Genomic DNA, 24,503 nt, shown 5'->3' with positions numbered 1-24,503 from the left:
CTGACCTTTGCCGGGGCGGCGTTTGTGTGCAGGACGATCAGAACTCGTACTTGGTGCTCACCAGGAAGCTGCGCGGTTCACCGTAGGAGCCGCTGTAGAAGTTGTCATCCAGGGAGCTGATGTACTTCTTGTCGAACAGGTTGTTGACGGTGGCAGTGGTCGACCACTTGGGCGTCAGCTGATAGCGGGCCATCAGGTTGAAGGTCGCGTAGTCGCCTTGCTTGGCCTTGGCCGGCGCACTCAGTTGCCAGGAGTCGACAGTAAAGTGAATGCCGCTCTGCCAGTTCATGCCACCACCGACGGTCAGGCGATCCAGCTCGCCGGGCAAGCGGTAGGTGGTCCAGAGTTTGAACAGGTCGGTCGGGACGATGGTCTTGACCCGCTCGCCGTCATGGTCCTTGACCACCGCATGGGTATAGCTGGCGGCGATGTTCCAGTCCGGCATGATCTCGCCGTTGACTTCCAGGTCGATGCCCTTGGTCTTGGTTTTTTCCGCCTTGTAGGCGGTGATCAGGTCGTTGCTGGGCAGGGTGCCGTCTGGGATCGCATCGTTGTCCAGCTTGACCTCGAACAGGGCCAGCGCGGTGTTCAGGCGGCCGCCGAAGTATTCGCTTTTCAGGCCGATCTCGTAGTTGTCGCCTTCACGTGGGTCGAGCAACTTGCCGTCGCGGGAGCGGTAGGGCTGCGGCTTGAAAATGCTGGTGTAGCTGGCATACACCGAGTGGATGTCGTTGAGGTCGTAGACCACGCCGGCATACGGGGTGACTTCGCCGCTGACCTTGACCGAGTCATCGGTATTGTTGCGCACCATTTTCGGGACGTTGTAGTGCAGCATGGCGTCGTACTTGTAGTTGCTGACCCGCGCCCCGAGGATCACCGAGAGGTCGTCGGTGGGCTTGAGGCGGGTGGCCAGGTAGGCGCCGTTCTGCCGCTGCTTGAGGTTGTCGTCTTCGCGGTTCATGGTGTAGGTCGGGTTGGGCGCATAGTTGTCCCAGGTCCAGATGTTCACCGGCTTGCCGCTGACGCCGTTGTCGCTGCCGCCATCGGCGGTCGGGTGGCCGAAACCGTTGCGGCGGTTTTCGTAGTCCTGGTAGTTGAAGCCGACCACCAGCTCGTGGGTGCGCCCGCCCAGCTCGAAGGGGCCGGACAGCATGATGTCGAGGCCGCGCTGTTCCTGGGTGTTGTCGCCCTTGGTGGCGGTGTATTTCAGGTCTTTGCCGGTGTCGGCATTGACGAAGCCGGTGGAGGTGCCGACGATGATCGAGTTGTAGTCGCGGGTGCCGTACAGCGAGTTGGCGGCGACCTTGAGGGTCCAGTCGTGGGCCAGTTTCTGTTCGATCGAGGCAAAGGCGTTGACTGTCTCCTGGCGGTTGGTGCTGTTGCGGCTGGCACCGTTGGCCGAGCGCTGCATGTGCACGCGGTTGCCCTTGTTGTCGACGATCGGCAGGCCGGTGGTGGAGAAGCCGCGCGGGTCGCTGTTGAGGTAATCGACGCCGACGGTGAGCAGGGTGCTGTCGGTCAGGTCGGCCTCGACGATCCCGTAGAGGATGGTCTTTTCCTGCTGCAGGTGGTCGGTAAAGCTGTTGCCTTGCTGGTAGGCGGCCACCGCGCGGCCGCGCAGCTTGCCGTTTTCGGTCAGCGGGCCGGAGACGTCCACTTCACTGCGGTACAGGTCCCAGGAGCCGAGGCCGCCGCTGACATAACCCTTGAAGGTGTCGGTGGGGCGCTTGCGCACCAGGTTGATGGTCCCGGACGGGTCACCGGCACCGGACATCAGGCCGGTGGCGCCGCGAACCACTTCAATCCGGTCATAGATGGCCATGTCCGACAGCGCCTGGGGCAGGGCCTGGCTGAAGGCGAAGGAAGTGGTGGGCAGGCCGTCGTACTGGTAGTTGTCGATGGCCAGGCCGCGCGAGTACACATACAAGCGGTCACTGCCCGGGCTCTGTACGTTGATGCCGGCCGTCTGTTCCAGCACCTGGCCGATGCTGCGCAGGTTCTGGTCGTCGATGCGCTGGCGGGTCATGACGCTGACCGACTGCGGCGTTTCGCGCAGGCTCAGGTTGAGCTTGGTGGCGGTGTTGGTCGAGCCTGTGGTGTAGGAACCTGTGCCTTCAGTGGTGCCCCCCAGCCCGGTGGCACCAATGGTCGTCGCCCCCAGTTCGACCGAGCTCGACGAGCCGCGGCCGGTGACGGTCAGGGTATCGCCCTGCAGGCTGTAGTTGAGGTTCGTGCCGCCGAGCAGGATACCAATCGCCGCTTCCGGCTGCAGGCGCCCTTGCACCGGCGCACCACGCAGGTTCATCACATCGTCAGGGCTGAACAACAGCTGCACGTTGGCCTGCTGGCCGAAGCTCTGCAAGGCGCTGGACAGCGGTTGCGCCGGAATGTCGAAGGCCACTTCCCGTGCCTGCACCTGGGCAGCCAGCGGCAGGGCCAGTGCCAGGCCGAGGGTGGTGGAAACAATGCGCGGTTTGAGCAGCCGGCGCATCATCAGCGCTTTGGCTAGAGGTGAAAGGGCGTGTGCTGGCATGGTGTGCTCTTGGCAGGGTGGCTACTTGATTGATAATGATTTCTATTACTGGGGATGAGACGTTCGTAGGCCCGCAAACCGGAAAATTATTTTCGGCCGCGGGCTTTTTCAGTGCGAAGGGATCAGGCCAGTTGCGGTTCGCTGACGACGCTGCCGGCGTTCATGCGCACCAGCTGGTCGGCGACGTCGAAGTAGCGATCGTCGTGGGAGATGACAATGATGGTCTTGCCCAGGCGTTTGAGGTCCGGGAGCAATTCGGTGTAGAAGATCCGCCGGAAGGTCGGGTCCTGGTCGGCGGCCCACTCGTCGAACACCAGTACCGGGCGTTCTTCGAGCCAGGCATTGAGCAGGGCCAGGCGTTTGCGTTGCCCGGTCGACAGGTCGGTGGTGCTGAACACCCCGTCGCGGACACTGACTTTGTGGTCGATTTCCAGGCGCCGCAGGTAGCGGTCGGCGTCGGCGGGAATCTGCGTGTCACCCTGGACCACATCGTCGAACAGGTAGTAGTCGGCAAAGATGGTGGTGAACAACTGCCGATAATCGTCGCGGGTTTCGGCCACCACCGGCGTGCCGTTGAGCACGATGCTGCCACCTTGTGGCGCGTACAGGCCCAGCAGCAACTTGATCAGGGTGGTCTTGCCGCAGCCGTTTTCACCGACGATGAAAATGATCTCGCCCTGTTCGATGCGCAGGTTCACCGGCCCCAGCCGGAACGGCTCGAAGCCCTCCACGCGGGGGAAGGTGTAGGTCACATCGGTCAGTTCCAGGCTGTTTACCGCAGGCGCTGGCGCGCCGTTGTCGCTGAGCAGCAGGTGAGCCTCGGGTGAGGAGAACTGCTGCGACAGTTCGGCGATGCGCCGAAACGCAATCTGCGCGCGGCTGACGATCGGCAAGGTGCTGACCAGGTGATCGAGCGGGCCTTTCATGTACAGCAGCACCAGCACGAAGCCGCTCATCGCCGCCTTGTTGTCGCTCGGCCATAACGACTGCATGGCCAGGGCCAGGCCGATGACCACGAAGAACAGCATCGAGCCGAAGCTCTTGGCGATCACGAAGGTGTTGATCGAGCGGATCTGCGTGGCGCAGATCCGTTCGGCGGTGCCCTGGATGCCCTGGACGAACATGCGCTGGCGCCGTGGGCGGTGGATGCGCAGTTCCTTGGCCCCTTCGGCGATGGCGTGGTAGTGCTTTTGCAGTTCGTCCTCGGCTTCACGCGCCGCTTCAAAGCCTTTCAGGCCGCGTGCGCGGGCGATGAATTGCACGGCGGTGCCCAGGGCAATGGCCAGCAGGATCAGCAGGAACATCGGCCACGACAGCATCGCCAGGTAGCCCAGGCAGCCGAGCACCACGGTCAGGGAAATCGCCAGCGGGGCAAAGGCGAAGGCAAAATCGCTGATGGTGTCGACGTCATGGGTGAGCACCGGAATCAAGCGGTGGCTGCGGTATCGCTCGATCTGGTCGATGGGCGCGGCGAGCACCTTCTCGCCCAGTGTCTTGCGCAGTTTGGCGATGATGTGCTGACCGACGTGGTTGGTGCCGATGTCGGAGCAGATGGTGCTGAGCAGCGCCAGCAGGCACAACCCGGCAAAACCCAGGACAACGCCCTGGGTCAGGCCGCTGTCGCTGTGCAGGGCGCTGTTGATGGTCGCCAGCAGCGTGGTGACGCTGATGCCGCCGACCATGCCCAGGGCGATGGACATCGCCACCAGCGGCCAGAACGGTTTGAGCAGGCCGAACAGGTCGCGAACGGCGCTGCGGGATGGACGGGTCATTGACGTCTCTCGCTTCAGGCGTTGATGAGGTCGGCGGCCAGCGGGCTCTCGCGCAGGGTGCGCGGCGTGTCCTGCGCGTGGTACAGCGCCTGGCTGATCTCGTCGGCGCGCGCCGGCAGTACTGACAGCAGGGTGTCGCTCAGGCCGTGGGAGGCCTCACAGAAACCTTGCAGGTAGATGCCCGCTTTCAGGCGTGGATCGCTCAGGGCGCGGTAATGGCGATCGACCTGGAAGTCCTGCAGGTACTCCTGCAGCGGCGCCAGCAGCTCGCGGTGCGAGCGGCGCTCGTAGCCGGTGGCCAGAATCACCGCGTCATACCGGTGGGTCTGATCCTTGCCGGTGGCGTGATCGCGCAGGGTCAGTTCGATGCCCTGGTCGGTGGCCGAGACCGCTTCCACTTCACGGCGGCAGAGTACCGAGTGGCGGAACTGGTGCGCGACTTTCTGCCGGTAGAGGATGCCGTAGATGCGCTCGATCAGGTCGACGTCAACCACCGAGTAGTTGGTGTTGTGGTATTGCTCGATGAGTTTTTCGCGGTCCTGGGGTTGTTGCTCGAACACAAGGTCCGTGTAGGCCGGGGCGAAGATCTCGTTGACGAACGGGCTGTCATCGGCAGGCTTGAGGGCCGAGGAGCGCAGGATCATGTCGACCTTCACCGACGGGAAGCTGTCGTTGAGGTCGATGAAGGCCTCGGCCGCGCTTTGTCCGGAGCCGATGATGGCGATGCGCATGGCCTGGCCCTGGGCGCACGGCAGCTGTTCGAGCGCCGCCAGGTACTGGGAGTGGTGGAACACCCGCGGGTCTTGCTTGAACGGTGCGAAAAGCTTGGGAATACGTGGCGAGCCACCGCTGCCGACCACCACCGAGCGGGTCAGGCGGCTGTGCTCGCGGCCCTGGCTGTCACGCGAGACCAGCTTGAGCAGGTCGATGGCGTCGCCGTTGAAGTGCGGCTCGATGCGCACCACTTCTTCACCGTAGACGGCCTGGTCGGCAAAGTGCTCGGCAACCCAGCGCAGGTAGTCGTTGAACTCCAGGCGGCAGGGATAGAAGGTGCCCAGGTTGATGAAGTCGACCAGGCGCCCTTGCTTGTGCAGGTAGTTGACGAAGCTGTAGGGGCTGGTGGGGTTGCGCAGCGAGACCAGGTCCTTGAGGAAGGAAATCTGCAGCTCGCTCTGGGTGGCCAGGGTGTTGCCGTGCCAGCGGTAGTCCTGCTGCTTGTCGATAAACAGTGCCTTGAGTGCCTGGCCGCTGCTTTGCGCGCGCTCCTGCAGGGCAATGGCCAGGGCCAGGTTGGAAGGGCCGAAGCCCACGCTGATCAGATCGTGGAGGGTATCGTGCGAAGTCGTCTGGCTCATGTCGTCGATTCCTTGAAGGAGAAATTCGGGGCGGGTGCGATGGCAAGCAGGCCCCGCTGCGGTCGATGGCAGCGGGGGATCTACCGTTTGAAACGAGTGGATAGACGGGGAATTTAGCGCGCGGCCCGGTGGCTTCCGGGCCATGCGCCAGGCATCAGAGTTCGCGGGCTACGCGCAGGCCAAGCCAGTCGCCGCGGATATCGGCCGGGCGATCATTGCGATTGCCGGAGCGGGAAAAGATCGGTGCCTCGCCCCAGTCGTTACCGCGAATGTGGCGGGTGGTGCAGCCAGGTTCCACCCAGGCGCTGCCGTCGCTGGGGGCGCCGACATAGTTTTCGTGCCAGCAGTCGGCAACCCACTCGTAGACATTGCCGTGCATGTCGTAGACGCCAAAGGCGTTGGCCGGGTAGCTGCCCACCGGCGAGCTGAAGCTGAAGCCGTCACGCGGGCCGTAGGTGTTGGCGTTGCGGGTGATCTGATAGTCGGCGCCAGGGTCCATGGCAAAGGGGAACGGCCCGCTGCTGCCGGCGCGGGCGGCGTATTCGCGCTCTGCCTCGCTGACCATGCGGTAGTGCTTGCCGGTCTTTTTCGACAGCCACTCAGTGTAGGCCTGGACATCGTGGTAGCTCATGCACACCGCCGGCTGGCGTGGCTTTTGTTCATAGCGCGGTGTGCTCGCCTTGCATTCGCGGCCGGGGCGGGTGTCGCCGTCGGCAATCACCACGCCGGACTCACGCAGGTAGGCGTCCCACTCGCCAGCGGTCACCTGAAAGCGGCTGATGGCGAAGGGTTTGGCGAACGTCACGGTGTGCAGCGGGCCTTCATCGGGCTGGCGCCCGACTTCGTCATCGGGGGTGCCCATCTGATAACTGCCGGCGGGTAGCACGACCATTTCCGGGCAGGCTGCCTTGCAATCGCGAAACACCGTACCCGGTGTCTGGGCGTTGGCGGCCTGGGCACTCGATAAGCCAAGTGCGGTGAGCAGGGCGGCCAGGGAGAGGCGGTACATCAAGGGTGCGGACATGAGCGAGCCTTTTCAGAGTTTCTTGATCAGGAGGGCCATGGCCCGGTCGATTTCCTGCTCGTTGTTGAGCAGCCCCGGGGCCATGCGCAGCACTGGGCCGGCGTCGCGGTCGACGGCGTCGACGACGATGCGGTTGCTGGTGAGGTAATTGGCCAGGGCGTCGGGGTCCTGGCCCTTGACCCGAATGAAGGTGAAGCCGGCCGAGTGTTCGCGGCTGAGCGGGGTCACCAGCTCGATGGCCTTGTGTTCGAGCAGGCGCTGCTTGAGGTAATCGTTGAGCTGGTGGATACGCGCCTGAACCTCGGCCTTGCCCAGTTGCAGGTGCAGTTCGAAGGCCTTGCCCAGTGCCCAGCGGTGCTCGAAGGCGTGGTAGCCGCCCGGGGTCATGATGGTGGCAAAGTCCTCATCCTCGGAGAACGTGGCAAAGGTTGGCACCAGGTTGCTCATCTGCTCGGAGGCGGCGCAGATGATCCCGGTGCCGCGCGGGCCGAACATCCACTTGTGGGTGCCGGAAATGAAATAGTCGCAGTTGAAATCGGCAAAGTTGGCGTCCTCCACGCCGAAGCCGTGCACGCCGTCCACCACGTAGAGAATGCGCCGGTCTTCGTCACGGTCGCGATTGTGCTGGCGCACCAGTTCGCCGATTTGGCCAATGGGCAATTTCACCCCGCTGCCGGAGTGCACCCAGGTCATGCCCAGCACCCGGGTGTTGGCGTTGATGGCCTGGTCGAGGGTGCTCAGCACCTGGTCGGTGGAAATCTCCCGTGGCTGCTGGAACAGCCGCAGCTTGCGCACCTGGGTGCCCTCATGACGCTGGCGGAACGCCAGGGCTTTGCGGGTCGCATAGTGTTCGTGCTCGGTGGTGAGAATTTCCTGGCCGGGGGCGACTTTGAGGCGGCCATAGATCATTCCCAGGCCTTCGGTGGTGCTGCCGGTCAGGGCGATCTGCCGCGGGCGTACCGCCAGGTAACGGGCTGCCCAGTCGCGCACCTCACCTTCGCGCTGCCATTCGATCTGGGTTTCCCAGTCAACCCAGTGCGCCGGGTTGCGGTCGATCTCGGCGCGGTAGTAGTCGATGGCCTCCTGCACCGGGCGCGGGTGGGCGGTGACCAGAAAGTTGGCGAAGTGCGCATAGGCCGGGTCCAGGGGAAACAGCTGGCGCAGGTTGTGCCATTTGTCCTTGCCGCTCAGTGGCGCCGGCGCGGCTGCCAGGGCCTGGGGCAACAGCGGCAGGCTGGCGGCGAGCAGGCCGGCCTGCTTGAGAAAGGTGCGACGGTCAGTCATGTCTAAAGCTGCCTGGATTCAAGGAGTAGAGGTGCTGGCAATGGGGCGGGCGGCTCGTTGCACCTGGTCCCAGACCCGCAGGAAATTGCCGCTCCAGAGCTTGGCGATGTCGGCTTCGGAGTAACCGCGGCTGAGCAGCTCGGCCGTCACGTTGCGGATCTCGCTGACATCCTTCCAGCCCTCCAGGCCGCCACCGTCGTTGAAGTCGGAACTGATACCGACATGGTCGATGCCCATCTTCTTCACCGCGTAGTCGATGGCGTCGCCGTAGTCCTTGAGGGTGGCCTTGGGTTCCTGCTCGACAATGTCGTACAAGCTGCCGGCGTACTCGCCAAAGCGTGCCTGCGGCCAGATGGCGATAACCGCATCGCCGGGCATCAGGGCATTGGCCAGCCCTTGCAGCGGTTGCAGGCCAAAGCGCGCGCGCAGGGTTTCGAGTTTGTCCAGGCTCGGCTTGCTCAGGGGCTTGAGGTAGGTGCCGAAAGCCACCACCTGCAGCACGCCGCCGCTGTCCTTGATCAGTTGCATTTCCTTGTCGCTGAGGTTGCGCGGGATGTCCACCAGTGCGCGCGGCGCCGAATGCGAGGCAACCATGGGCGTGCGGCTGAGGCGGGCGACGTCTTCCAGGGCCAGGGTCGACATCTGCGAGACATCGATGATTACCCCCAGGTCGTTCAGGCGCTTGACGGCTTGTTCGCCCAGCTCGGACAGGCCGCCCAGGGCATCGGGGGTGTCGTTGAAAAACGGCAGCGGTCGCGAGGAGTCGGCCCAGTCGTTGTTGGCCACATAGCTGAAGCCGAACATGCGCATGCCGCGCTTGGCCCACAGGTCCAGTTGCGACAGGTCGTGGCCCAGCGGGTAGGCGTTGAGCATGCTGATGAAAATGGCGAACTTGCCTTCGCCATTGAGGCGGCGCAGGTCATCCGGGGTATAGGCGATGCCGACCTGATTGGGGAAGTCGCGGACCATGTTGCTGATGATTTTGTAGCGCACTTCCTGCTGGTTGCGTGCTTCGTCGACAAACCCCGGGGTTGGCCGATGCGGGGCATTGGGGCCGTTCCACAGCTCCGGCCAGCCAAAGATGGTCAGCGCCGCGCCCGAGAGCCGGCCCTTGCCGGCCTTGACCAGGTCGAACTGGCCGGGACCGTCCTTGTCGAATTCGTTACCCTCGTTACCGAACTTGAGCGGCACGGTGATGTGGCTGTCGAACGTCAGCATGTGCTCATGCAGGGCATTGGCCTGCTCGACGATCGGGCGCGGGTAGCCGGCCGCCTGCTTGTAGTACAGGTAACCGGCTGCGGCCGCGCCCAGTGCCACCGCCAGGGCGAGCGGCAGGCCGATGTACAGGGCTTTGCGGGAACGGGTCTTGGTCTTGGTCATTGCCATCTCGACACTGGGCTGATCGGAACGGCTTGCCCGGTGCACTGGCGTGCCGGGGGCAAAGCACGGGTATCAGGAGGGACGAATGGCGCTTGGGCAAATTTATCCAGGCGCCGGTCTGGCTCAAGTTTCTGCGTGTACGGTCGATAGCCGGGCTAACCCCAATACCATCAGGATGATAGAAACATGGCAGGTTTTAGCGCCGTCTCAATCAACGGGACCCCTTTGAACAGCGGCATCGGCACAGGCATCACCATCACCGGGCAGGAAAAAACGGCCGGGTTGGAGGCGCAGGGTGCGGTCAACGTTGACATGTCCAAGGTGCGTGATAGCGGCAAGGCCGAAGAAGCCAAGGAAAGCGCCAGCGAGGGTGAAGAGCCGGCACACATCAAGCAAATGCGCGAGATGATCAAGAAGCTGCAAAAGCAATTGGCCGAGCAGCAGAAGCGTTTGCAGGAAGTCATGTCCAGGGACATGGAACCTACCCTCAAGGCTGCGGCCGTTACTGCCGCGCAGTCGGCGGTGGGCGCGACCATGGCGGCGATCGCAAGCGCCACGGCGGCACTGCTCAAGGCGCTGACCGAAGCCGGTGGCAGCAGTTCGGGCTCGCTGGTCAGTACCAACGCCTGAGCCATAAAAAGGGTTCTTCATGCGATCCCGGGGACGATGATTTTGGGGTTGGGGCGAGATGTTGAGGTTGTGGGCTTATCCATTCGTTGTGGTGCTGCGGCTGGCCCCTTCCGCCTTTACGGCGGCCTACTTTTCTCTTGGGAAGAAGTAGGCAAAACCGCTTGCTCCTGCATACGGCCCTACGCTGCGCTTCGGGTCCCCTCGCTACGGCGCCCTCCGGGGCATCGCGGCCTACGACTTGCTACGCAAAGTCTACGTCTCGCGTCTTCGGCTAACGCCGAAGGTGCTGCGCACTGCCCCTACAGGCACCTCCGCTCGGCCTCCTGAAGTCGCTTTTCGCGGCGCCTGGAAGTACGTGCATGAAGATCAAGATCAGCATCAAGATGAAGCAGGTCGGTCCTCGCTTCGGCGTCAGTTTGGCTACGCCATAATCTGCTTTCGCAGATACGTTAGTGCAGGCGCCGCCCGTAACTTCGCGACTTCAGGAGGCTGAGCGTAGGTGTCTGGAGGGGGCTGGTGCGCAGCACCCTTCGGCCCAAGCCGAAGTCGCGAGACGTAGACTTGGCGTAGCAAGTCGTAGGCCGCGATGCCCCTGGAAGGCACCGAAGCGAAGGAACCCGAAGCGCAGCGTAGGGCCGTATGCGGGAGCGAGCGGTTTTGGTTCCTTTTGCCAAGAACAAAAGGGACCCGCCGTAAAGGCGGAAGGGGCCAGCAGCGGCGCCACATAGAATGGATAAGCTCGCAGCCTCAACAACCCAAACCAACCCAAGGATCATAGCCCCCAGGCTCCCGTGAAGAACCACACAAAAGGGCCTGTACATACACAGGCCCTTTTCTGTTCAGTCAGCCAACTGACGGTCCTGGCTGCGCTCGGACTTGTAGCGCATGGCCACCGCCGGAGCCGGCTTGGTGCTGCCGGTCTCCAGCCACTGGCGCATGCGGCTGGCGTCGGCAAAGTGGGTGTACTTGCCGAAGGCATCGAGAATCACCATGGCCACCGGGCGGTTGTCCATCTTGGTCAACAGCACCAGGCAGTGGCCGGCATCATTGGTGAAGCCGGTCTTGGTCAGCTTGATGTCCCAATTGCTCTTGTTGACCAGGTGGTCGGTGTTGCGAAAGCCCAGGGTGTAGTTGGGCTTGCGAAACGCCACGGTCTGCTCGCGGGTAGTGCTCAACTGGCTCAGCAGCGGGTAGTTGCGCGCGGCCATCAGCAGCTTGCTGAGGTCACGGGCGGTGGACACGTTGTTGATCGACAGGCCAGTGGGTTCCACGTAGCGGGTATGGCTCATGCCTAGCACCTTGGCCTTGGCATTCATCGCCTTGATGAACGCGTTGTAGCCACCCGGGTAGTTGTGCGCCAGGGTCGAGGCGGCGCGGTTTTCCGATGACATCAGGGTGATCAGCAGCATGTCCTTGCGGTTGAGCTGGCTGCCCAGCTTGACCCGCGAGTACACCCCTTTCATTTCCTTGTTCTGGGCGATGGTGACCGTGAGCATCTCGTCCATGTTCTGCTTGGCGTCGAGCACCACCATGCCGGTCATCAGCTTGGTCACCGAGGCGATGGGGACAACCCGGTCGGGGTTGTTGGCGTAGAGCACCTTGTTGGTTTGCAGGTCGATCAGCAGGGCACTGCCAGAGGCCAGGCGCAATTTCGCCGGATCGCGTTGTTGCTGGGCCGGGGGTTGAGCAGCAGCGGTCGACGTGACAGTCGCAGTACCTGTGAGCAACAGGAGCAGGCTAAGAATCGAAAGGGAAGTTTTCACGTTGAGGCTCACTAAAAGTTGTTATGTCGTTGGCTGTGCAAGGGTTTTCCCCCAAAAAACCGCTGCATTCTGGAGTATGGCTCAGATCCTGTCGATTGCCCTGCATCCGTTGGACGGAACATGAAAAAGATTTAATCGTGTACCCATTTTGTACCCATTTAGCTGACTTTCCAGCTGGCTCAATTTCGATCAGTCATTAGCTGAAATCGATCAAGGTCCTGGAGACGGATGCCGGTGATTTCAGACTGACTCGGGTCGCGATATCCGATGATTTTCTTATGCTGATCGTCCATGGTGAATCCTCGGGTTGCGCGCCACGATATGATGCAGTAATGAACCGGACAGCAGGTACTGCTAGGCTCGCCACTCATGTGACTAACGATTTACATCACCAAAGGAATGGAAATGATCTTCGACTGGCACGCTGGCCCCATTACACGCACCACCCCGCTGGATAAAAACTACCGCAATACGCAGAAAGTCCGGCAGTTCCTCACCGGCGAATGCGGGGCGTCGTTCACGTTCGATTGAGCATTCATGGCCTGGATTAAAAGTGGCGAGCCCTTGACGATGGGTGAAGTGGCGGATGAGTGGACTCGCACTCACCGTTGATCTGAGGGGCACATTTCAGGGTCTCGTCAACCTTGTCATCATGCTGCCTGCTGCGTTGGCGGCTATCAGCGCCACTGCACAGGCAGCCAATGAGAACAGCGTAAAAGCGCCCATTACATGCAAGTAAGGAAGTACGTGATTCCATGCTCGAGCTACCCCCAAGAAAGCGGCAAATAGCCAGCCGCTCATAGAGAGAGCACCCAAAAGAGCAAGGCGAGTGCGGGCAGAGTTGTGTAGCAAGACAAAAGGAGTTTTTTGCAGCAGTGGGAAACCCATCCGGTGCAACAAAGCGCCATTGAGACTAAGCAGCGCGACAACGCTCACCTTGGCCCAGAGCTTTTGATTGAGCAGATACGCGCTCCCCTCATAGAGGTAACCCTGGAGCACCAGCAGCATGCCGCTTCCCCACAGTGCCAGTAATGCGAGCGTGACGATTTTTTGAGTCTCTTCAAGATACTCACGTTGCACCTGGCTCAACACATCCTTGCGCCAGCGCCATAGCTTTTGATCAGCCTGTAACACCCTCCCCAGAGCAATACAGGTGGCAATCAGATGACCATACACGAGTAGCATTTTGAGCATTACCTGGACCTTATTTTTATGTGGGCAATGCACTCCCTCGCACCCTTTATGTGAAACTAAATGATACATATTATTGCTTGCATCAACAAGTTGCCGGCCCAGCCGCCCATCTGGATCCGTTTGCTTTCAGCCAGCGCTTGCCAAGCTGACGGGGCTGGATCTACCCGTCAGCTTCTTTCTCTCGGTGCGCATTTGTTACAGTCGTGACCTTCTTTGGTCAACCGGACGACCTCTTCATGATCGCCAACATCGAGTTCACCAGCAGCCCCACCGAACAGCGCGGGCTGTACCGGTATCTGGCTGGATACTTTCAGCTTCCAGGCGCCGGCGTTTTACCGCACGCTCGGTTTTACGGTTTTTGGTGAGCTCGCCGACTATCCGCCGGGGCATACCCGCTACTTCATGCGAAAGCTGCTCTGAGACCGGTGAAAAACGATCATTGGCGGCCCAGAATCCGATCCATCACCCAGTCGGTCTTCAGCGCTTGTGCTGCGACTGCCGGGTGCCTGGCCGTACCGCGAATATGCGCATTCATGCCCAGTACGTGATGCCACTGGATATGCTCGGGGTTGGCGATCTGCAGGCTGAGCTGTTCGTCGGCGTCCAGGCGCACCGGGTACTCGTCGAACACTGAAAAACCGATCCGGCCTTTGCTGCCGATGATCTCGACACGGTCCTCGCGGCGGTCGGCGACGAAGTTCCAGCAGCCCGTGCCCAACGCGCCATTGGCGAAACGCCAGCTGGCAGCCACGGCGTCTTCGGCGGCATACAGGCCGGCCTGGCGGGCGCTGCAGCCGGTGACGTCGACGATGTCGCCGAGCAGGTACTGGAACAGGTCCAGGCCATGGCTGGCGAGGTCGGCGAAGTAACCGCCACCGGCAATCTGCGGATCGGTGCGCCAGTTGGCGCTGCCGTTGCGGTCGGCGTCGGTGGCTGGCTTGGTCAGGGTCCAGCTCAGGTGCCGGACCTCGCCAATGCGCTGGTCTTGCAGCCATTGGCGAACTTGCTGGAAGCGCGGCAATGAACGTCGGTAATAGGAGACGAACAGATGCCGCCCGGCGTCGACGAAGGCCTGTTGCATCTGCCGGCTGCTGGCGGCATTGAGCGACATCGGTTTCTCCACGCAGCAGTGCTTGCCGGCCGCTGCGACCTGCAGGCTGTAGGCGCAGTGGCTGTCGGGTGGGGTGGCAATGTACACCGCGTCGATCTGCGGGTCGGCAATCAACTGCGCCGCATCGCTGTAAACCTTGGCGATGCCATGGCGCGTGGCATAGTCCTGGGCGGCGGCGGGGCGCCGGCCCATCACCGCCACCAGCGCCGACCCCGGCGCCTTGTAGAAGGCCGGGCCACTCTTGCGTTCGGCAACGCTGCCGCAACCGATCATTCCCCAGTTGATTACCTTCATGACGACGTCCCTATTGCGTGCCTGTTCATTCAGCCTCGGGCGATGATAACAATCCCCGGCAAACGGATCGACCGCGCATAAAAAGCCCCGCCAAAGGGCGGGGCAAGGGGCTGTGCGGAGCAACGCACGATAAAACCTTGGCGGCCCTCAGGCCTGCAGGCCAGGGCCTTCCAGCCGGTCGGCGAGGGCCTGGGCGGCGGGCAGTGAGGTCAAGGGCCCGGAGATTGGTTCGCCATTGCGCACCAGATACCAGCAGGCCAGCAGGCCCAGCTCCCTGAGCGAGGCGGGGACAGCGCTGCCGATGACGGACATGATGTTGATAGGGGCCATGGGGGAGTCCTCCCGTGAATCATGGGCCTACCTTAACGGCCAGTGCGCAGCGGTTGAAATCAACGCGCTCGATAGTGATCATCAGCGGTATTTCTTCACCAGCGCGGCGGCCCGTAATACACCGGCGGCGGCCCATAGTAACGCTCGCGGTAATAGGGCGGCGGTACCGGCACGTAGCGCTCGACCACCGGGTACGGCTGGTAATAGACCGGTGGCGGTGGCTGCATGTAGACCGGAGGCGGCCCGTAGTACACCGGTTGGCGTTCGACATAGACCGTGCGGTCGCGGCCGCCGTAGAACGCCGAACCCACCACGGCACCGACCACCGCCGCTCCAATCAGCGGCGCCACCCGGTAATGGCCACCACCACCGCCATGGGCGGCTGCCTGCCCGCTGGCGGCCAGGGCACCAACCAGCAGGGCGATTATCGGAACATGACGGTTCATAGCCATTCCTCACAGAACGACCCCGACGCCGGGGATACTTATAAGACTGCGGGAATTGCGAAAATCACACAGCTTTTGAGTAAAGGTTATGTAAGCGCCGATCAGCGGTCGGCGGCGAACGTGGGCATAATGCCGGATCGCTCGAAGGGGAGAACTCAATGGCTGTTGTTCCAGGCAAAGACACCGTGCTGTGCATCTCGCTGGCCGGGCGTCCGGGCACTTTTGGTGTGCGTTTTCATAACCATCTGTATCAGCAGATGGGGCTGGATTATTACTACAAGGCCATGACCACCCAGGACCTGCCGGCGGCGGTCGGCGGCATTCGTGCCCTGGGCATTCGTGGCTGCGGTGTATCGATGCCGTACAAGGAAGCCTGCATGGCCCTGGTCGATGAAATCGACCCGTCGGCGGCGGCGATCGAGTCGATCAATACCATCGTCAACACCGACGGTCACCTCAAGGCCTACAACACCGATTACCTGGCCGTGCGCCGATTGCTCGAGCAGCACCAGGTCGACCCTTCTACCGCCTTCGCCTTGCGCGGCAGCGGCGGCATGGCCAAGGCGGTGGCCAGTGCCTTGCGTGATGCGGGCTTTACCCAGGGCATCATCGTCGCCCGCAATGAGCAGGCCGGGCGGCAGTTGGCCGACAGTTGCGGTTATCGCTGGCAGGCGACGCTGGGTGACCTGTGCCCGCCGATGCTGGTGAATGTCACGCCGATTGGCATGGCCGGTGGTGTCGAGGCCGACCAGCTGGCATTTACCCCCGAGGCAATTGCGGCGGCGCAGCGGGTGTTCGATGTGGTGGCGATGCCGGCGTTGACGCCATTGATCGTCGAGGCCCAGCGCTTGGGCAAACCGGTGATTACCGGGCTTGAGGTCATTGCCTTGCAGGCGCTGGAGCAGTTTGTGCTGTACACCGGGGTGCGGCCCACGGCGGAGCAGGTGGCGCGGGCGGTGGCGTTTGCCCGCGGGTAGCGCGTAGGCCCCATCGCCGGCAAGGCCGGCTCCCACAGTGGATCCGTGTACACCAAACCCTGCGGGAGCTGGTTTGCCACAATGGATCTGTTGGCACCGAACCCTGTGGGAGCTGGCTTTGCCAGCGATGGGCTGCAAAGCAGCCCCCCGGGTTTACTCGAACTGCGCCAAGCGCTCTTCCAGCGCCGCAATCCGCGCTTCCAGCGCTTCGATCCGCTCCAGTGACACCGCGCCACCGGCCGAGCGCTCCGGCCCTTGCTGGCGCGCCGCCAGAATCGCTTCAATCTCGGCCGGATCCCCCAGCGCATGGGTGTAACGATCCTCACGCTGCCCGGCCTGGCGCGGCAAGTGCAGGGCGAAACCGCGGGCGATCAAGCGTTCAAGCTGGTGCACGACCTGCTCGGCATCTTCGAACTCATGCATGCGGTTGCTGCGGGTCAGCAGTTCGTTAACGGTCTGCGGCCCGCGCAGGAACATCAGCCCGAGCAGGGTCACCTGCGCCGGCACCAGCTCCAGGGCCTTGTCCACGCGCTGCTCCCAGCGGTCGGCGCGGCTGCCCATCTGCAGGCGGGTCAGGCCCTGGCCTTCCAGTGCGCGCAGGGCCTGGCCGACCTGGCCCTGGCTGAGGTTCATCACCGGCTCCCGGCTGGTCTTCTGGTTGCAGGCCAGGACCAGGGCGTTGAGGGTCAGCGGGTAGGTTTCCGGGCTGGTGGCCTGTTTTTCGATCAGCGAACCGAGCACGCGGATTTCGCTGCTGCTGAAACGCGCGTCGGAAGAGGTTTGGTGTTCGGCGGACATGGCCCTGTCTCTATGCGAAGAAAGGCCTCTAGCCTAGGTGCGCAACAGGGTAAAACACAAGCAGCCGGTGCAGGACGCACCGGCTGCTGTTCAGGCTCAGGCGGCCTGGCGTTCCTCGGCCAGGCAGGCCGCGGCGGTAAACAAGACGTCGGTGGAGGAGTTCAGCGCGGTTTCCGCCGAGTCCTGAAGCACACCGATGATGAAGCCGACGGCCACCACCTGCATGGCGATCTCGCTAGGGATACCGAACAGGCTGCAGGCCAGCGGGATCAGCAGCAGCGAACCACCGGCCACACCCGAAGCGCCACAGGCGCAGACGGCGGCGACGACGCTGAGCAGGATCGCGGTCGGGATGTCGACGGCAATGCCCAGGGTGTGCACGGCGGCCAGGGTCAGCACGGTGATGGTGATTGCCGCACCGGCCATGTTGATGGTCGCGCCCAGCGGGATGGACACCGAGTAGGTGTCTTCGTGCAGGCCGAGTTTTTCGCTCAGGGCCATGTTCACCGGAATGTTGGCTGCCGAGCTGCGGGTAAAGAAGGCCGTGATGCCGCTTTCACGCAGGCACAGCAGCACCAGCGGGAAAGGGTTGCGGCGGATCTTCCAGAACACGATGATCGGGTTGATCACCAGCGCCACGAACAGCATGCAGCCGATCAGCACCGCCAGCAGGTGCAGGTAACCAAGCAGGGCGTCGAGCCCGGATTGTGCCAGGGTCGAGGCGACCAGGCCGAAAATCCCCAGCGGCGCGAAACGAATCACCACGCGCACGATCAAGGTCACCCCGTTGGACAGGTCGGCGACCACCGTCCGCGTGGTTTCCCCGGCATGCCGAATGGCCACGCCGAGGCCGATGGCCCAGGCCAGGATGCCGATGAAGTTGGCGTTCATCAGCGCGCTCACCGGGTTATCGACCACGCTCAGCAGCAGGCTTTGCAGCACTTCGGCGATACCGCCGGGTGCGCTCAGGGCGACGTCCGAGGTGTTCAGCGCGAGGCTTGAGGGGAAGGCCATGCTGGCAATTACCGCGACCACGGCAGCGGCGAAGGTGCCGAACAGGTACAACACCAGGATCGGACGAATATGGGTTTCAGTGCCGTGACGATGGTTGGCGATCGAGGCCATGACCAGGATGAACACCAGGACCGGCGCCACCGCCTTGAGGGCGGAGACGAAGACCTTGCCGACAAAACCGAGGCTTGCTGCGGTGGCGGGGGCGAACATGGCCAGGGCAATGCCGGCGACGAGGCCGATCATGATCTGGACCACCAGGCTGGTGCGGTTCAACAGGTTTAGAACAGGGGTCATGGCAGGTGTTTCTCTGTTTTGTTCAGGGGCGGCGGGCGAACCACGGCGCTGGAGCATGGGGCACCTGGCAGGGCAGGGCCGAGAAAAAGGGCGCGACTTTAGCACAGCAGGGCACATTTGGTATTTGCGCTGTGTCAGACGGTAGGACGGGCGTGTAGTATGCGCGCCCTTTACAAACGGCCTTGGCCGTTTTTGTTCAGCTGCGGAGTGTAGATGTTATTGCCCATCCTGTTGCTGGCTGCGGCCGGCTTCACTGTGTTGACCACCGAGTTTGTCATCGTCGGCCTGCTGCCGGGCATTGCCCGCGACCTTGAGGTCAGCGTGTCTCAGGCGGGCCTGCTGGTGACCCTGTTCGCCTTCACCGTGGCCTGCTTTGGCCCGTTCCTCACCGCCTGGGCGGCGCGATTCGAGCGCAAGCGGCTGTTTGTTGGCATTTTGCTGGTGTTCGCGGCGTCCAACGCCCTGGCAGCCATCGCTGACAACCTCTATGTGATGGGCGTGGCGCGCCTGATCCCGGCACTGGGTTTGCCGGTGTTCTGGGCCCTGGCCAGTGAGACGGCGGTGGATATCGTCGGCCCGGCCTATGCCGGCCGGGCCATCTCCAAGATCAGCTTTGGCGTGGTCTGCGCCACGGTGTTCGGCATTCCGGTCGGCACCCTGATCGGCGATGCCCTGGGGTGGCGCGCGGCCTTTGCGGTGCTGGCGCTGCTGGCCCTGGCCAAGGCCTTGCTGCTGTACGTCTACCTGCCGCGCACGCCCCGGCACAACCAGGCCACTTCACTGCTTGGCCAGTTCGGCATCCTGCGCAGCCGCCTGCTGCAAGGCCATGTGCTGCTCTCGGTGCTGGTGTTCAGCGGCATGTTCACCGCCTACACCTACCTGGCCGACATGCTCGAGCGCCTGGCCGGCTTTGACGGCGCGCTGGTCGGCTGGTGCCTGATGGGCTTTGGTGCGGTCGGCTTGATCGGCAACAGCCTGGGTGGTCGCGCGGTCGATCGGCATCCGTTGAAAGCCTCGGCTGCTTTCTGTGCCCTGATGATGGTCGGCATGATTGCCGTGGTCCCGGCGATCCATACGGTGTACGGGTTGGGCCTGGCGCTGGGGATCTGGGGCATGACCCAGGCGGCGCTGTTCCTGGTCAGCCATGTGCGGTTGATCAAGGCCGCGCCCCAGGCCCCGGCCTTTGCCGCATCGCTGAACATCGCCGGAGCCAACCTGGGCATCGGCCTGGGCGCGGTGATTGGCGGGCGGGTGATCGACACCCTGGGCCTGGCCAACCTCGGTTATGCCGCCGCCATCCTTATTGGCTTGTCGGTGCTGCTGGCGCTGGGGCTGACGAGCCCGCGCCTGCAGCCGGCTACCAATTGAACAACTGGCGCCGGGCGCCTTCGGTGATGGCGACGATGCCCGGGTGCTTGACCTTGCGCTCCACCGAGATGGCATAGAAGGATTCGTTGACCGCGTCGGTCTGGCCGATCAGTTCGACGCCATACTGCTTGCACACCTCGTCGGCAATCACGCTGGGGGCGATGAAAATGCCGCTGCCGGATTGGCCGAAAGCCTGCATCAAGGCGCTGTCGTCGAACTCGCCGACGATCCGCGGCTGCAGTTGCTGTTCGGCGAACCAGCGCAGCAGACGGCTGCGCACCACGGTTTCCTGGCCGGGGATCAGCAGCGGCGCGTGTTGCAGGCAGGCCGGGAAGGTACGCCCGTACTGTTCGGCCAGTGCGGGCGTGGCAAAAAAACTGATCCCGCATTCACCGAGCTTCTGGCTGTAGCCCTTGATGTCCAGGTGGCTGGGCATCGGGCTGTCGGAAATCACCAGGTCCAGGCGCTGGATCGCCAGGTCCGCCAGCAAGCGCTCGAGTTTGTCTTCACGGCAGCTCAGGCGCAGGGCGTCCTCCATGTCCATGGTCGGCGCCAGCAGGCGATAGACGATGGACTTGGGCACCACATCGGCCACGCCAACCCGGAACAGGATCTGCTGTTCATCCGGCCGGGCCCGCAGCATCGCCTCCAGCTCACCGCCAATCTGGAACATCTGTTCGGCGTAGGCCAGGGTTTGCCGGCCGCTCTCGGTCAGTTCCAGCTGGCGCCCGACCCGGCGAAACAACTCGATGCCATAGGTTTGTTCGAGCAGGGTGATCTGCCCGCTGATGGTTTGCGGGGTCAGGTTCAGTTGCTCGCAGGCGCGCACGATGCTGCCGGTCTTGGCCACCACCCAGAAGTAATGCAGTTGGCGGTAATTGAGCATGCCGATTCCCGATTCGTAAAAACCGAAGTATAACCGCTGAAAATACGAATTTTCCTGATGTATTCGTCTCTTTAGAATCCCTTGCCATCACGGTGCCCCTGAATGAGCACCGATCAATTGCACGGAGATCCACAGATGCTGCACGTCAAATCCATCGGTACACCCCTGGTGTTGCTGCTGGCCCTGCTGGCCATGAGCGGTTGCGAGCAGGCGGAAAAGTCCGCCCAGCAGATGCTCAACCAGGCGGCGGAGTCGGCCAAGGAGGCCATCGACAAAACCAACGAAGCCGCCCAGCAGGCCCTGAGCGAAGCCACCGGCTCCGAAGGCAGCGACAAGGCCGGCAAACCCGAGCGCGACGCCAGCGCCCAGGACATCTGACCCACCCCTTACCCCGATGCAGGATTTGATTCATGGAATACTTGTTGGAACTCGCTGCAAGCCCGACTGCCTGGGTCGCCCTGGCCACCCTGGTGGCCATGGAGATCGTCCTCGGTATCGACAACCTGATCTTCATCTCGATCCTGACCAACAAGTTGCCTGAGGCCTACCGCTCCAAGGCGCGGCGCATTGGTATCAGCATGGCGCTGGTGATGCGCCTGGGCCTGCTCAGCACCGTGGCCTGGATTGTCCAGCTCACCGAGCCGGTGGTCGATGTGTTCGGCCATACCTTCTCCTGGAAGGACATGATCCTCGTCGCCGGTGGCCTGTTCCTGCTGTGGAAAGCGACCAAGGAAATCCACGAGAGCGTCGACCCGCGTGCCCAGGCTGAAGCCAAGGCGTCTTCGACCATCACCCTGGGCTTTGCCGCAGCGATCGGTCAGATCCTGGTGCTGGACATCGTCTTCTCGATCGACAGCATCATCACCGCCGTGGGCATGACCGAGCACCTGCCGATCATGATCATCGCCGTGATCAGTGCCGTGATCGTGATGCTGGTGGCCGCCGACCCGCTGGCCAAGTTCATCAACGACAACCCGACCGTGGTAATGCTGGCCCTGGGCTTCTTGATCATGATCGGCATGACCCTGATCGCCGAAGGTTTCGGTGCTCACGTGCCTAAGGGTTATGTGTATGCGGCGATGGCCTTCTCGACGGCGATCGAAGTGCTGAACATCATGTCGCGCCGGGCGCGCTTGAAGCGCGAGGCTACTGAAGCTTAATAATTGCTGAAGTAGAAACTGTGGGAGCCGGCCTTGCCGGCGATGGGATCAGCGCGGTGCTTGTGACTGCGCGGTGTCCGCATCGCTGGCAAGCCAGCTCCCACAGTGCGTTATGCCAGCTATGAATCTAATGCGCCCCGGCATGCCGGCGACTACGCCGCACCGGCACCGCGTCTTTGCCTTCAGGCTGAATACGATGGTGCGGATGGTGACGCCGGGCGATGCGCAACACTCCCCAGAGCATGGCGGCAGCGACGCTCAACCAGGCGCCGACCAGCATCAGGATTGCCATTGTCAGGCTCATGTCTGCCTCCTCACGTCCGCGCCAAGGCAACAAGGCTCGCCACGCGGACACCTGTTCAGTCTAGCCCTTTGCATGTTGCAGGCTATTGACCGATGGTCTAGCCGCTTGGGCCGCTTTGTTCTAAGCCTGTGTCGGGCTATACCCCGGACGCTGGCCAGCCTATGATCAGCGCTCAGGGCCGGGCAGTGGCTGCCGGCCGTCATCGAGCGAGTGTTCATGCCTCCACTGACTTCCCTAATCGGCTTCACCCCACGGCGCCTGCTGGCCGCCTGCGCGGTGAGCCTGGCCCTGGCCGGTTGCGCCAGCCAGCCGCCGTCCCAGCTTAAAAGCCTGCCGCAACGGGTCGAGATCGGCTCGGTACCGTTCTACCGTGGCGAAGCCAACCAGAGTGCGTCGATGGCCTTGGCGGCATTGCTGTCGCAACAGGGCGTGCGTATCACCCCGGGGCTGCTCGACAAACCGTTGGGCCTGCCGCACAACATCGACAAGCTTGAAGACTCGATCCAGCGGGTTGGCCGCGAGTACGGCATGGTCGTTTATCCGCTCGACCCACGCCTGGACGCCTTGCTGGCGCAAGTGGCGGTGGGCAATCCGGTGTTGCTGCGTTTTCAGGAGGGTTCGGCGTTCTGGAGCGAGCCGCGCTATGCCTTGCTGGTCGGCTACGACCGCTACAAGCAGCGGGTGTTGTTGCGGGCGGGGACGAACCGGCGCCTGCTGATGGAATTCGATGACTTCGAATCAGCCTGGCAGAAGCAGGGGAGTTGGGCGGTGCTGCTCCAGCAACCGGGCCAGTTGCCTGCCCAGGTTGACCGTCAGCGCTGGCTGAAAGCGGCCAATGACCTGGCCCAGGCGGGCCAGGAACAAGCGGCCCGGCAGGCCGTCAGCGCCCTGGGGCAATGACGGCGCAGGCCGGGTCGGGCGGGGGAGCTTAGAAGCCCAGGCGGTCGCGCAGGCTGTAGTACCAGGCGCCCAGGGCGCTGAACGGCACGCGCAGCAGTTGGCCACCCGGGAACGGGTAGTGCGGCAGCTCGGCGAAGGCGTCGAAACGCTCGGCCTGGCCACGCAGGGCTTCGGCCAGCACCTTGCCCGCCAGGTGGGTGTAGGTGACGCCGTGGCCACTGCAACCCTGGGAGTAATAGATGTTGTCGCCCAGGCGGCCCACTTGCGGCAGGCGCGACAGGGTCAGCAGGAAGTTGCCGGTCCAGGCGTAGTCGATCTTCACGTCCTTGAGCTGCGGGAAAGCCTTGAGCATTTTCGGGCGGATGATCGCTTCGATGTTGGCCGGGTCACGGGCGCCGTACACCACGCCACCGCCGAAGATCAGGCGCTTGTCGCCGGTCAGGCGGTAGTAGTCGAGCAGGTAGTTGCAGTCTTCGACGCAGTAGTCTTGCGGCAGCAGGCTGCGCGCCAGGTCTTCGCCCAGTGGCTCAGTGGTGATCACCTGGGTGCCGCACGGCATCGACTTGGCCGCCAGTTCCGGCACCAGGCCGCCGAGGTAGGCGTTACCGGCAACGATGATGAACTTGGCGCGCACTTTACCTTGTGGGGTGTGCACCACCGGGTTGGCGCCGCGCTCGATGCGGATGGCGGGCGATTGTTCGTAGATCTTGCCGCCCAGCGACTCGACTGCGGCGGCTTCGCCCAGGGCCAGGTTCAGCGGGTGGATGTGGCCGCCGCTCATGTCGAGCATGCCGCCGATGTACTGGTCGCAGTCGACTACTTCACGGATGCGCTTCTGGTCCATCAGTTCCAGCTGGGTGTGGCCGAAGCGTTCCCACAGGCGCTTTTGCGATTCCAGGTGGCCCATCTGCTTGGCGGTCAGGGCGGCGAATACGCCACCGTCTTTGAGGTCGCACTGAATGTTGTATTTGGCCACGCGCTCACGGATGATGCGCCCGCCCTCGAACGCCATGTGGCCCAGCAGTTGCGCCTGCTTGGGGCCGACGGTACGTTCGATGACGTCGATGTCGCGGCTATAGCTGTTGACGATCTGGCCGCCGTTGCGGCCCGAGGCGCCGAAACCGACCTTGGCGGCTTCGAGCACGGTAACCTTGAAACCGCTCTCAAGCAGGAACAGGGCGCTGGACAAGCCGGTGTAGCCGGCACCGATCACGCAGACATCGGTCTGTACCTCTTCCTGCAGCGCCGGGCGCGGCGGAACCGGATTGGCCGATGCGGCGTAGTAGGACTGAGGGTAGGGGGTATTGGCCATGCTGCGAAACCTCTGTTTTATATTTTTTACGACTGTACCGATGCTATCAATAATAATAAACACCCGCTAGTCGTGTGTTGAAAATCCTTTACCCCGGGTTTTCGCAAATACTTTTGTTATTCAGTGGCTTAGCGTTAAAAAAAGAGTTGACACTGTTCGTCGATTGCGTAGAATGCGCCCCACAGCAGGCACATAGCTCAGTTGGTTAGAGCACCACCTTGACATGGTGGGGGTCGTTGGTTCGAGTCCAATTGTGCCTACCAAATCAAATCCGCCCCTGCTGGCGGTACACAAAAAAGGCGATCCGCAAGGGTCGCCTTTTTTGTTTCTGGGCAATTTTGCCTGGCAAAGCAAAGCTGCTGATTTTTTTATGA

General features: G+C 62.7%; 21 protein-coding genes, 1 tRNA gene and 3 pseudogenes. 9 read left to right on the top strand and 16 right to left on the bottom strand.

Going from position 1 to position 24,503, the window contains the following annotated elements; all coding sequences use genetic code 11:
• Positions 1–37 precede the first annotated feature (37 nt).
• The 6 genes from KHO53_RS00990 to pvdM all read right to left on the bottom strand — a co-directional run bounded on the left by KHO53_RS00990 (position 38) and on the right by pvdM (position 9,348).
• Positions 38–2,533 (bottom strand): TonB-dependent siderophore receptor, encoded by a 2,496-nt coding sequence (locus tag KHO53_RS00990; RefSeq protein ID WP_249684219.1) that lies wholly within the window; start codon positions 2,531–2,533, stop codon positions 38–40.
• 122 nt (positions 2,534–2,655) lie between these two features.
• Entirely contained in the window at positions 2,656–4,305 is a 1,650-nt protein-coding gene (locus tag KHO53_RS00985) for a cyclic peptide export ABC transporter (RefSeq protein ID WP_036996283.1), read from the bottom strand.
• Positions 4,306–4,319: 14 nt separating this feature from the next.
• The gene (locus tag KHO53_RS00980; protein WP_213569856.1) at positions 4,320–5,660 is read right to left on the bottom strand and encodes a lysine N(6)-hydroxylase/L-ornithine N(5)-oxygenase family protein; all 1,341 of its coding nucleotides are present in this window, start codon (positions 5,658–5,660) and stop codon (positions 4,320–4,322) included.
• A gap of 154 nt (positions 5,661–5,814) precedes the next feature.
• Positions 5,815–6,669, bottom strand: a complete 855-nt coding sequence (gene pvdO, locus KHO53_RS00975; protein ID WP_213570597.1) for a dihydropyoverdine dehydrogenase — start codon at positions 6,667–6,669, stop codon at positions 5,815–5,817.
• Positions 6,670–6,696: 27 nt separating this feature from the next.
• The gene (pvdN, locus tag KHO53_RS00970; protein WP_010222458.1) at positions 6,697–7,968 is read right to left on the bottom strand and encodes a pyoverdine-tailoring periplasmic protein PvdN; all 1,272 of its coding nucleotides are present in this window, start codon (positions 7,966–7,968) and stop codon (positions 6,697–6,699) included.
• 18 nt (positions 7,969–7,986) lie between these two features.
• Positions 7,987–9,348, bottom strand: a complete 1,362-nt coding sequence (pvdM, locus tag KHO53_RS00965; RefSeq protein WP_010222457.1) for a pyoverdine-tailoring dipeptidase-like protein PvdM — start codon at positions 9,346–9,348, stop codon at positions 7,987–7,989.
• Between the two features lie 186 nt (positions 9,349–9,534).
• Between pvdM and KHO53_RS00960 the strand changes: the two genes are divergently transcribed.
• The gene (locus KHO53_RS00960; protein WP_010222456.1) at positions 9,535–9,978 is read left to right on the top strand and encodes a hypothetical protein; all 444 of its coding nucleotides are present in this window, start codon (positions 9,535–9,537) and stop codon (positions 9,976–9,978) included.
• An 839-nt stretch (positions 9,979–10,817) separates the two neighbouring features.
• Here the strand turns inward: KHO53_RS00960 and pbpG are convergent.
• The gene (pbpG, locus tag KHO53_RS00955) at positions 10,818–11,741 is read right to left on the bottom strand and encodes a D-alanyl-D-alanine endopeptidase (RefSeq protein WP_026001274.1); all 924 of its coding nucleotides are present in this window, start codon (positions 11,739–11,741) and stop codon (positions 10,818–10,820) included.
• A gap of 405 nt (positions 11,742–12,146) precedes the next feature.
• Between pbpG and KHO53_RS00950 the strand changes: the two are divergent.
• A pseudogene (locus tag KHO53_RS00950) lies at positions 12,147–12,353 on the top strand (DUF6434 domain-containing protein).
• A 15-nt stretch (positions 12,354–12,368) separates the two neighbouring features.
• Here the strand turns inward: KHO53_RS00950 and KHO53_RS00945 are convergent.
• The gene (locus tag KHO53_RS00945) at positions 12,369–12,935 is read right to left on the bottom strand and encodes a hypothetical protein (RefSeq protein ID WP_010222453.1); all 567 of its coding nucleotides are present in this window, start codon (positions 12,933–12,935) and stop codon (positions 12,369–12,371) included.
• Positions 12,936–13,217: 282 nt separating this feature from the next.
• On the opposite strand from KHO53_RS00945, the pseudogene KHO53_RS25550 reads away from it, so the two are divergent.
• Positions 13,218–13,355: pseudogene (locus KHO53_RS25550) on the top strand (N-acetyltransferase); the annotation flags it as partial.
• A gap of 16 nt (positions 13,356–13,371) precedes the next feature.
• Here KHO53_RS25550 and KHO53_RS00940 read toward each other — a convergent pair.
• The 3 genes from KHO53_RS00940 to KHO53_RS00930 all read right to left on the bottom strand — a co-directional run bounded on the left by KHO53_RS00940 (position 13,372) and on the right by KHO53_RS00930 (position 15,116).
• Positions 13,372–14,340 carry a Gfo/Idh/MocA family protein gene (locus tag KHO53_RS00940; RefSeq protein ID WP_100782415.1) on the bottom strand — a complete coding sequence of 323 codons (969 nt, stop codon included), beginning with the start codon at positions 14,338–14,340 and terminating at the stop codon, positions 13,372–13,374.
• 147 nt (positions 14,341–14,487) lie between these two features.
• The gene (locus KHO53_RS00935) at positions 14,488–14,670 is read right to left on the bottom strand and encodes a hypothetical protein (protein WP_010222451.1); all 183 of its coding nucleotides are present in this window, start codon (positions 14,668–14,670) and stop codon (positions 14,488–14,490) included.
• Between the two features lie 95 nt (positions 14,671–14,765).
• On the bottom strand, positions 14,766–15,116 hold the full coding sequence (locus tag KHO53_RS00930) for a hypothetical protein (RefSeq protein WP_010222450.1): 351 nt from the start codon (positions 15,114–15,116) through the stop codon (positions 14,766–14,768).
• Positions 15,117–15,274: 158 nt separating this feature from the next.
• Between KHO53_RS00930 and KHO53_RS00925 the strand changes: the two genes are divergently transcribed.
• Positions 15,275–16,093: a shikimate 5-dehydrogenase gene (locus tag KHO53_RS00925; protein ID WP_100782416.1), complete on the top strand. Its 819-nt coding sequence runs from the start codon at positions 15,275–15,277 to the stop codon at positions 16,091–16,093.
• Between the two features lie 153 nt (positions 16,094–16,246).
• Here the strand turns inward: KHO53_RS00925 and KHO53_RS00920 are convergent, their stop codons facing one another.
• Positions 16,247–16,891, bottom strand: coding sequence for a YceH family protein (locus tag KHO53_RS00920; RefSeq protein ID WP_036996277.1), 645 nt, complete (start codon positions 16,889–16,891; stop codon positions 16,247–16,249).
• Between the two features lie 96 nt (positions 16,892–16,987).
• Positions 16,988–18,199, bottom strand: a complete 1,212-nt coding sequence (gene sstT, locus KHO53_RS00915) for a serine/threonine transporter SstT (RefSeq protein ID WP_010222446.1) — start codon at positions 18,197–18,199, stop codon at positions 16,988–16,990.
• A 213-nt stretch (positions 18,200–18,412) separates the two neighbouring features.
• Between sstT and KHO53_RS00910 the strand changes: the two genes are divergently transcribed.
• Positions 18,413–19,567, top strand: coding sequence for an MFS transporter (locus tag KHO53_RS00910; RefSeq protein WP_036996275.1), 1,155 nt, complete (start codon positions 18,413–18,415; stop codon positions 19,565–19,567).
• Here KHO53_RS00910 and nhaR read toward each other — a convergent pair.
• A complete protein-coding gene (gene nhaR, locus KHO53_RS00905) occupies positions 19,557–20,453 on the bottom strand; it encodes a transcriptional activator NhaR (protein WP_010222444.1) in 897 nt (298 codons plus the stop codon). The two genes, KHO53_RS00910 and nhaR, sit on opposite strands and share 11 nt — an antisense overlap.
• Positions 20,454–20,588: 135 nt before the next feature.
• Here nhaR and KHO53_RS00900 point away from each other — a divergent pair, with 135 nt between their 5' ends.
• Together KHO53_RS00900 and KHO53_RS00895 are read left to right on the top strand one after the other, a co-directional pair.
• On the top strand, positions 20,589–20,831 hold the full coding sequence (locus KHO53_RS00900) for a hypothetical protein (protein WP_010222442.1): 243 nt from the start codon (positions 20,589–20,591) through the stop codon (positions 20,829–20,831).
• Positions 20,832–20,863: 32 nt separating this feature from the next.
• Complete coding sequence (locus tag KHO53_RS00895; protein WP_010222440.1) at positions 20,864–21,613, top strand: TerC family protein; 750 nt, start codon at positions 20,864–20,866, stop codon at positions 21,611–21,613.
• 127 nt (positions 21,614–21,740) lie between these two features.
• Here KHO53_RS00895 and KHO53_RS00890 read toward each other — a convergent pair whose 3' ends face one another.
• A complete protein-coding gene (locus KHO53_RS00890) occupies positions 21,741–21,917 on the bottom strand; it encodes a hypothetical protein (RefSeq protein WP_010222439.1) in 177 nt (58 codons plus the stop codon).
• 161 nt (positions 21,918–22,078) lie between these two features.
• Between KHO53_RS00890 and KHO53_RS00885 the strand changes: the two are divergent.
• A pseudogene (locus KHO53_RS00885) lies at positions 22,079–22,817 on the top strand (peptidase C39 family protein).
• A 28-nt stretch (positions 22,818–22,845) separates the two neighbouring features.
• Here the strand turns inward: KHO53_RS00885 and KHO53_RS00880 are convergent.
• Entirely contained in the window at positions 22,846–24,129 is a 1,284-nt protein-coding gene (locus KHO53_RS00880; protein ID WP_010222437.1) for an NAD(P)/FAD-dependent oxidoreductase, read from the bottom strand.
• A gap of 186 nt (positions 24,130–24,315) precedes the next feature.
• Between KHO53_RS00880 and KHO53_RS00875 the strand changes: the two genes are divergently transcribed.
• Positions 24,316–24,392, top strand: a tRNA-Val gene (locus KHO53_RS00875).
• Positions 24,393–24,503 lie beyond the last annotated feature (111 nt).

This window comes from Pseudomonas sp. RC2C2, assembly GCF_018390435.1.
GTDB classification, from domain to species: domain Bacteria; phylum Pseudomonadota; class Gammaproteobacteria; order Pseudomonadales; family Pseudomonadaceae; genus Aquipseudomonas; species Aquipseudomonas donghuensis.
Note: the sequence above shows the minus strand (reverse complement) of the source record. Positions and strands in the feature narration are given on the sequence as shown.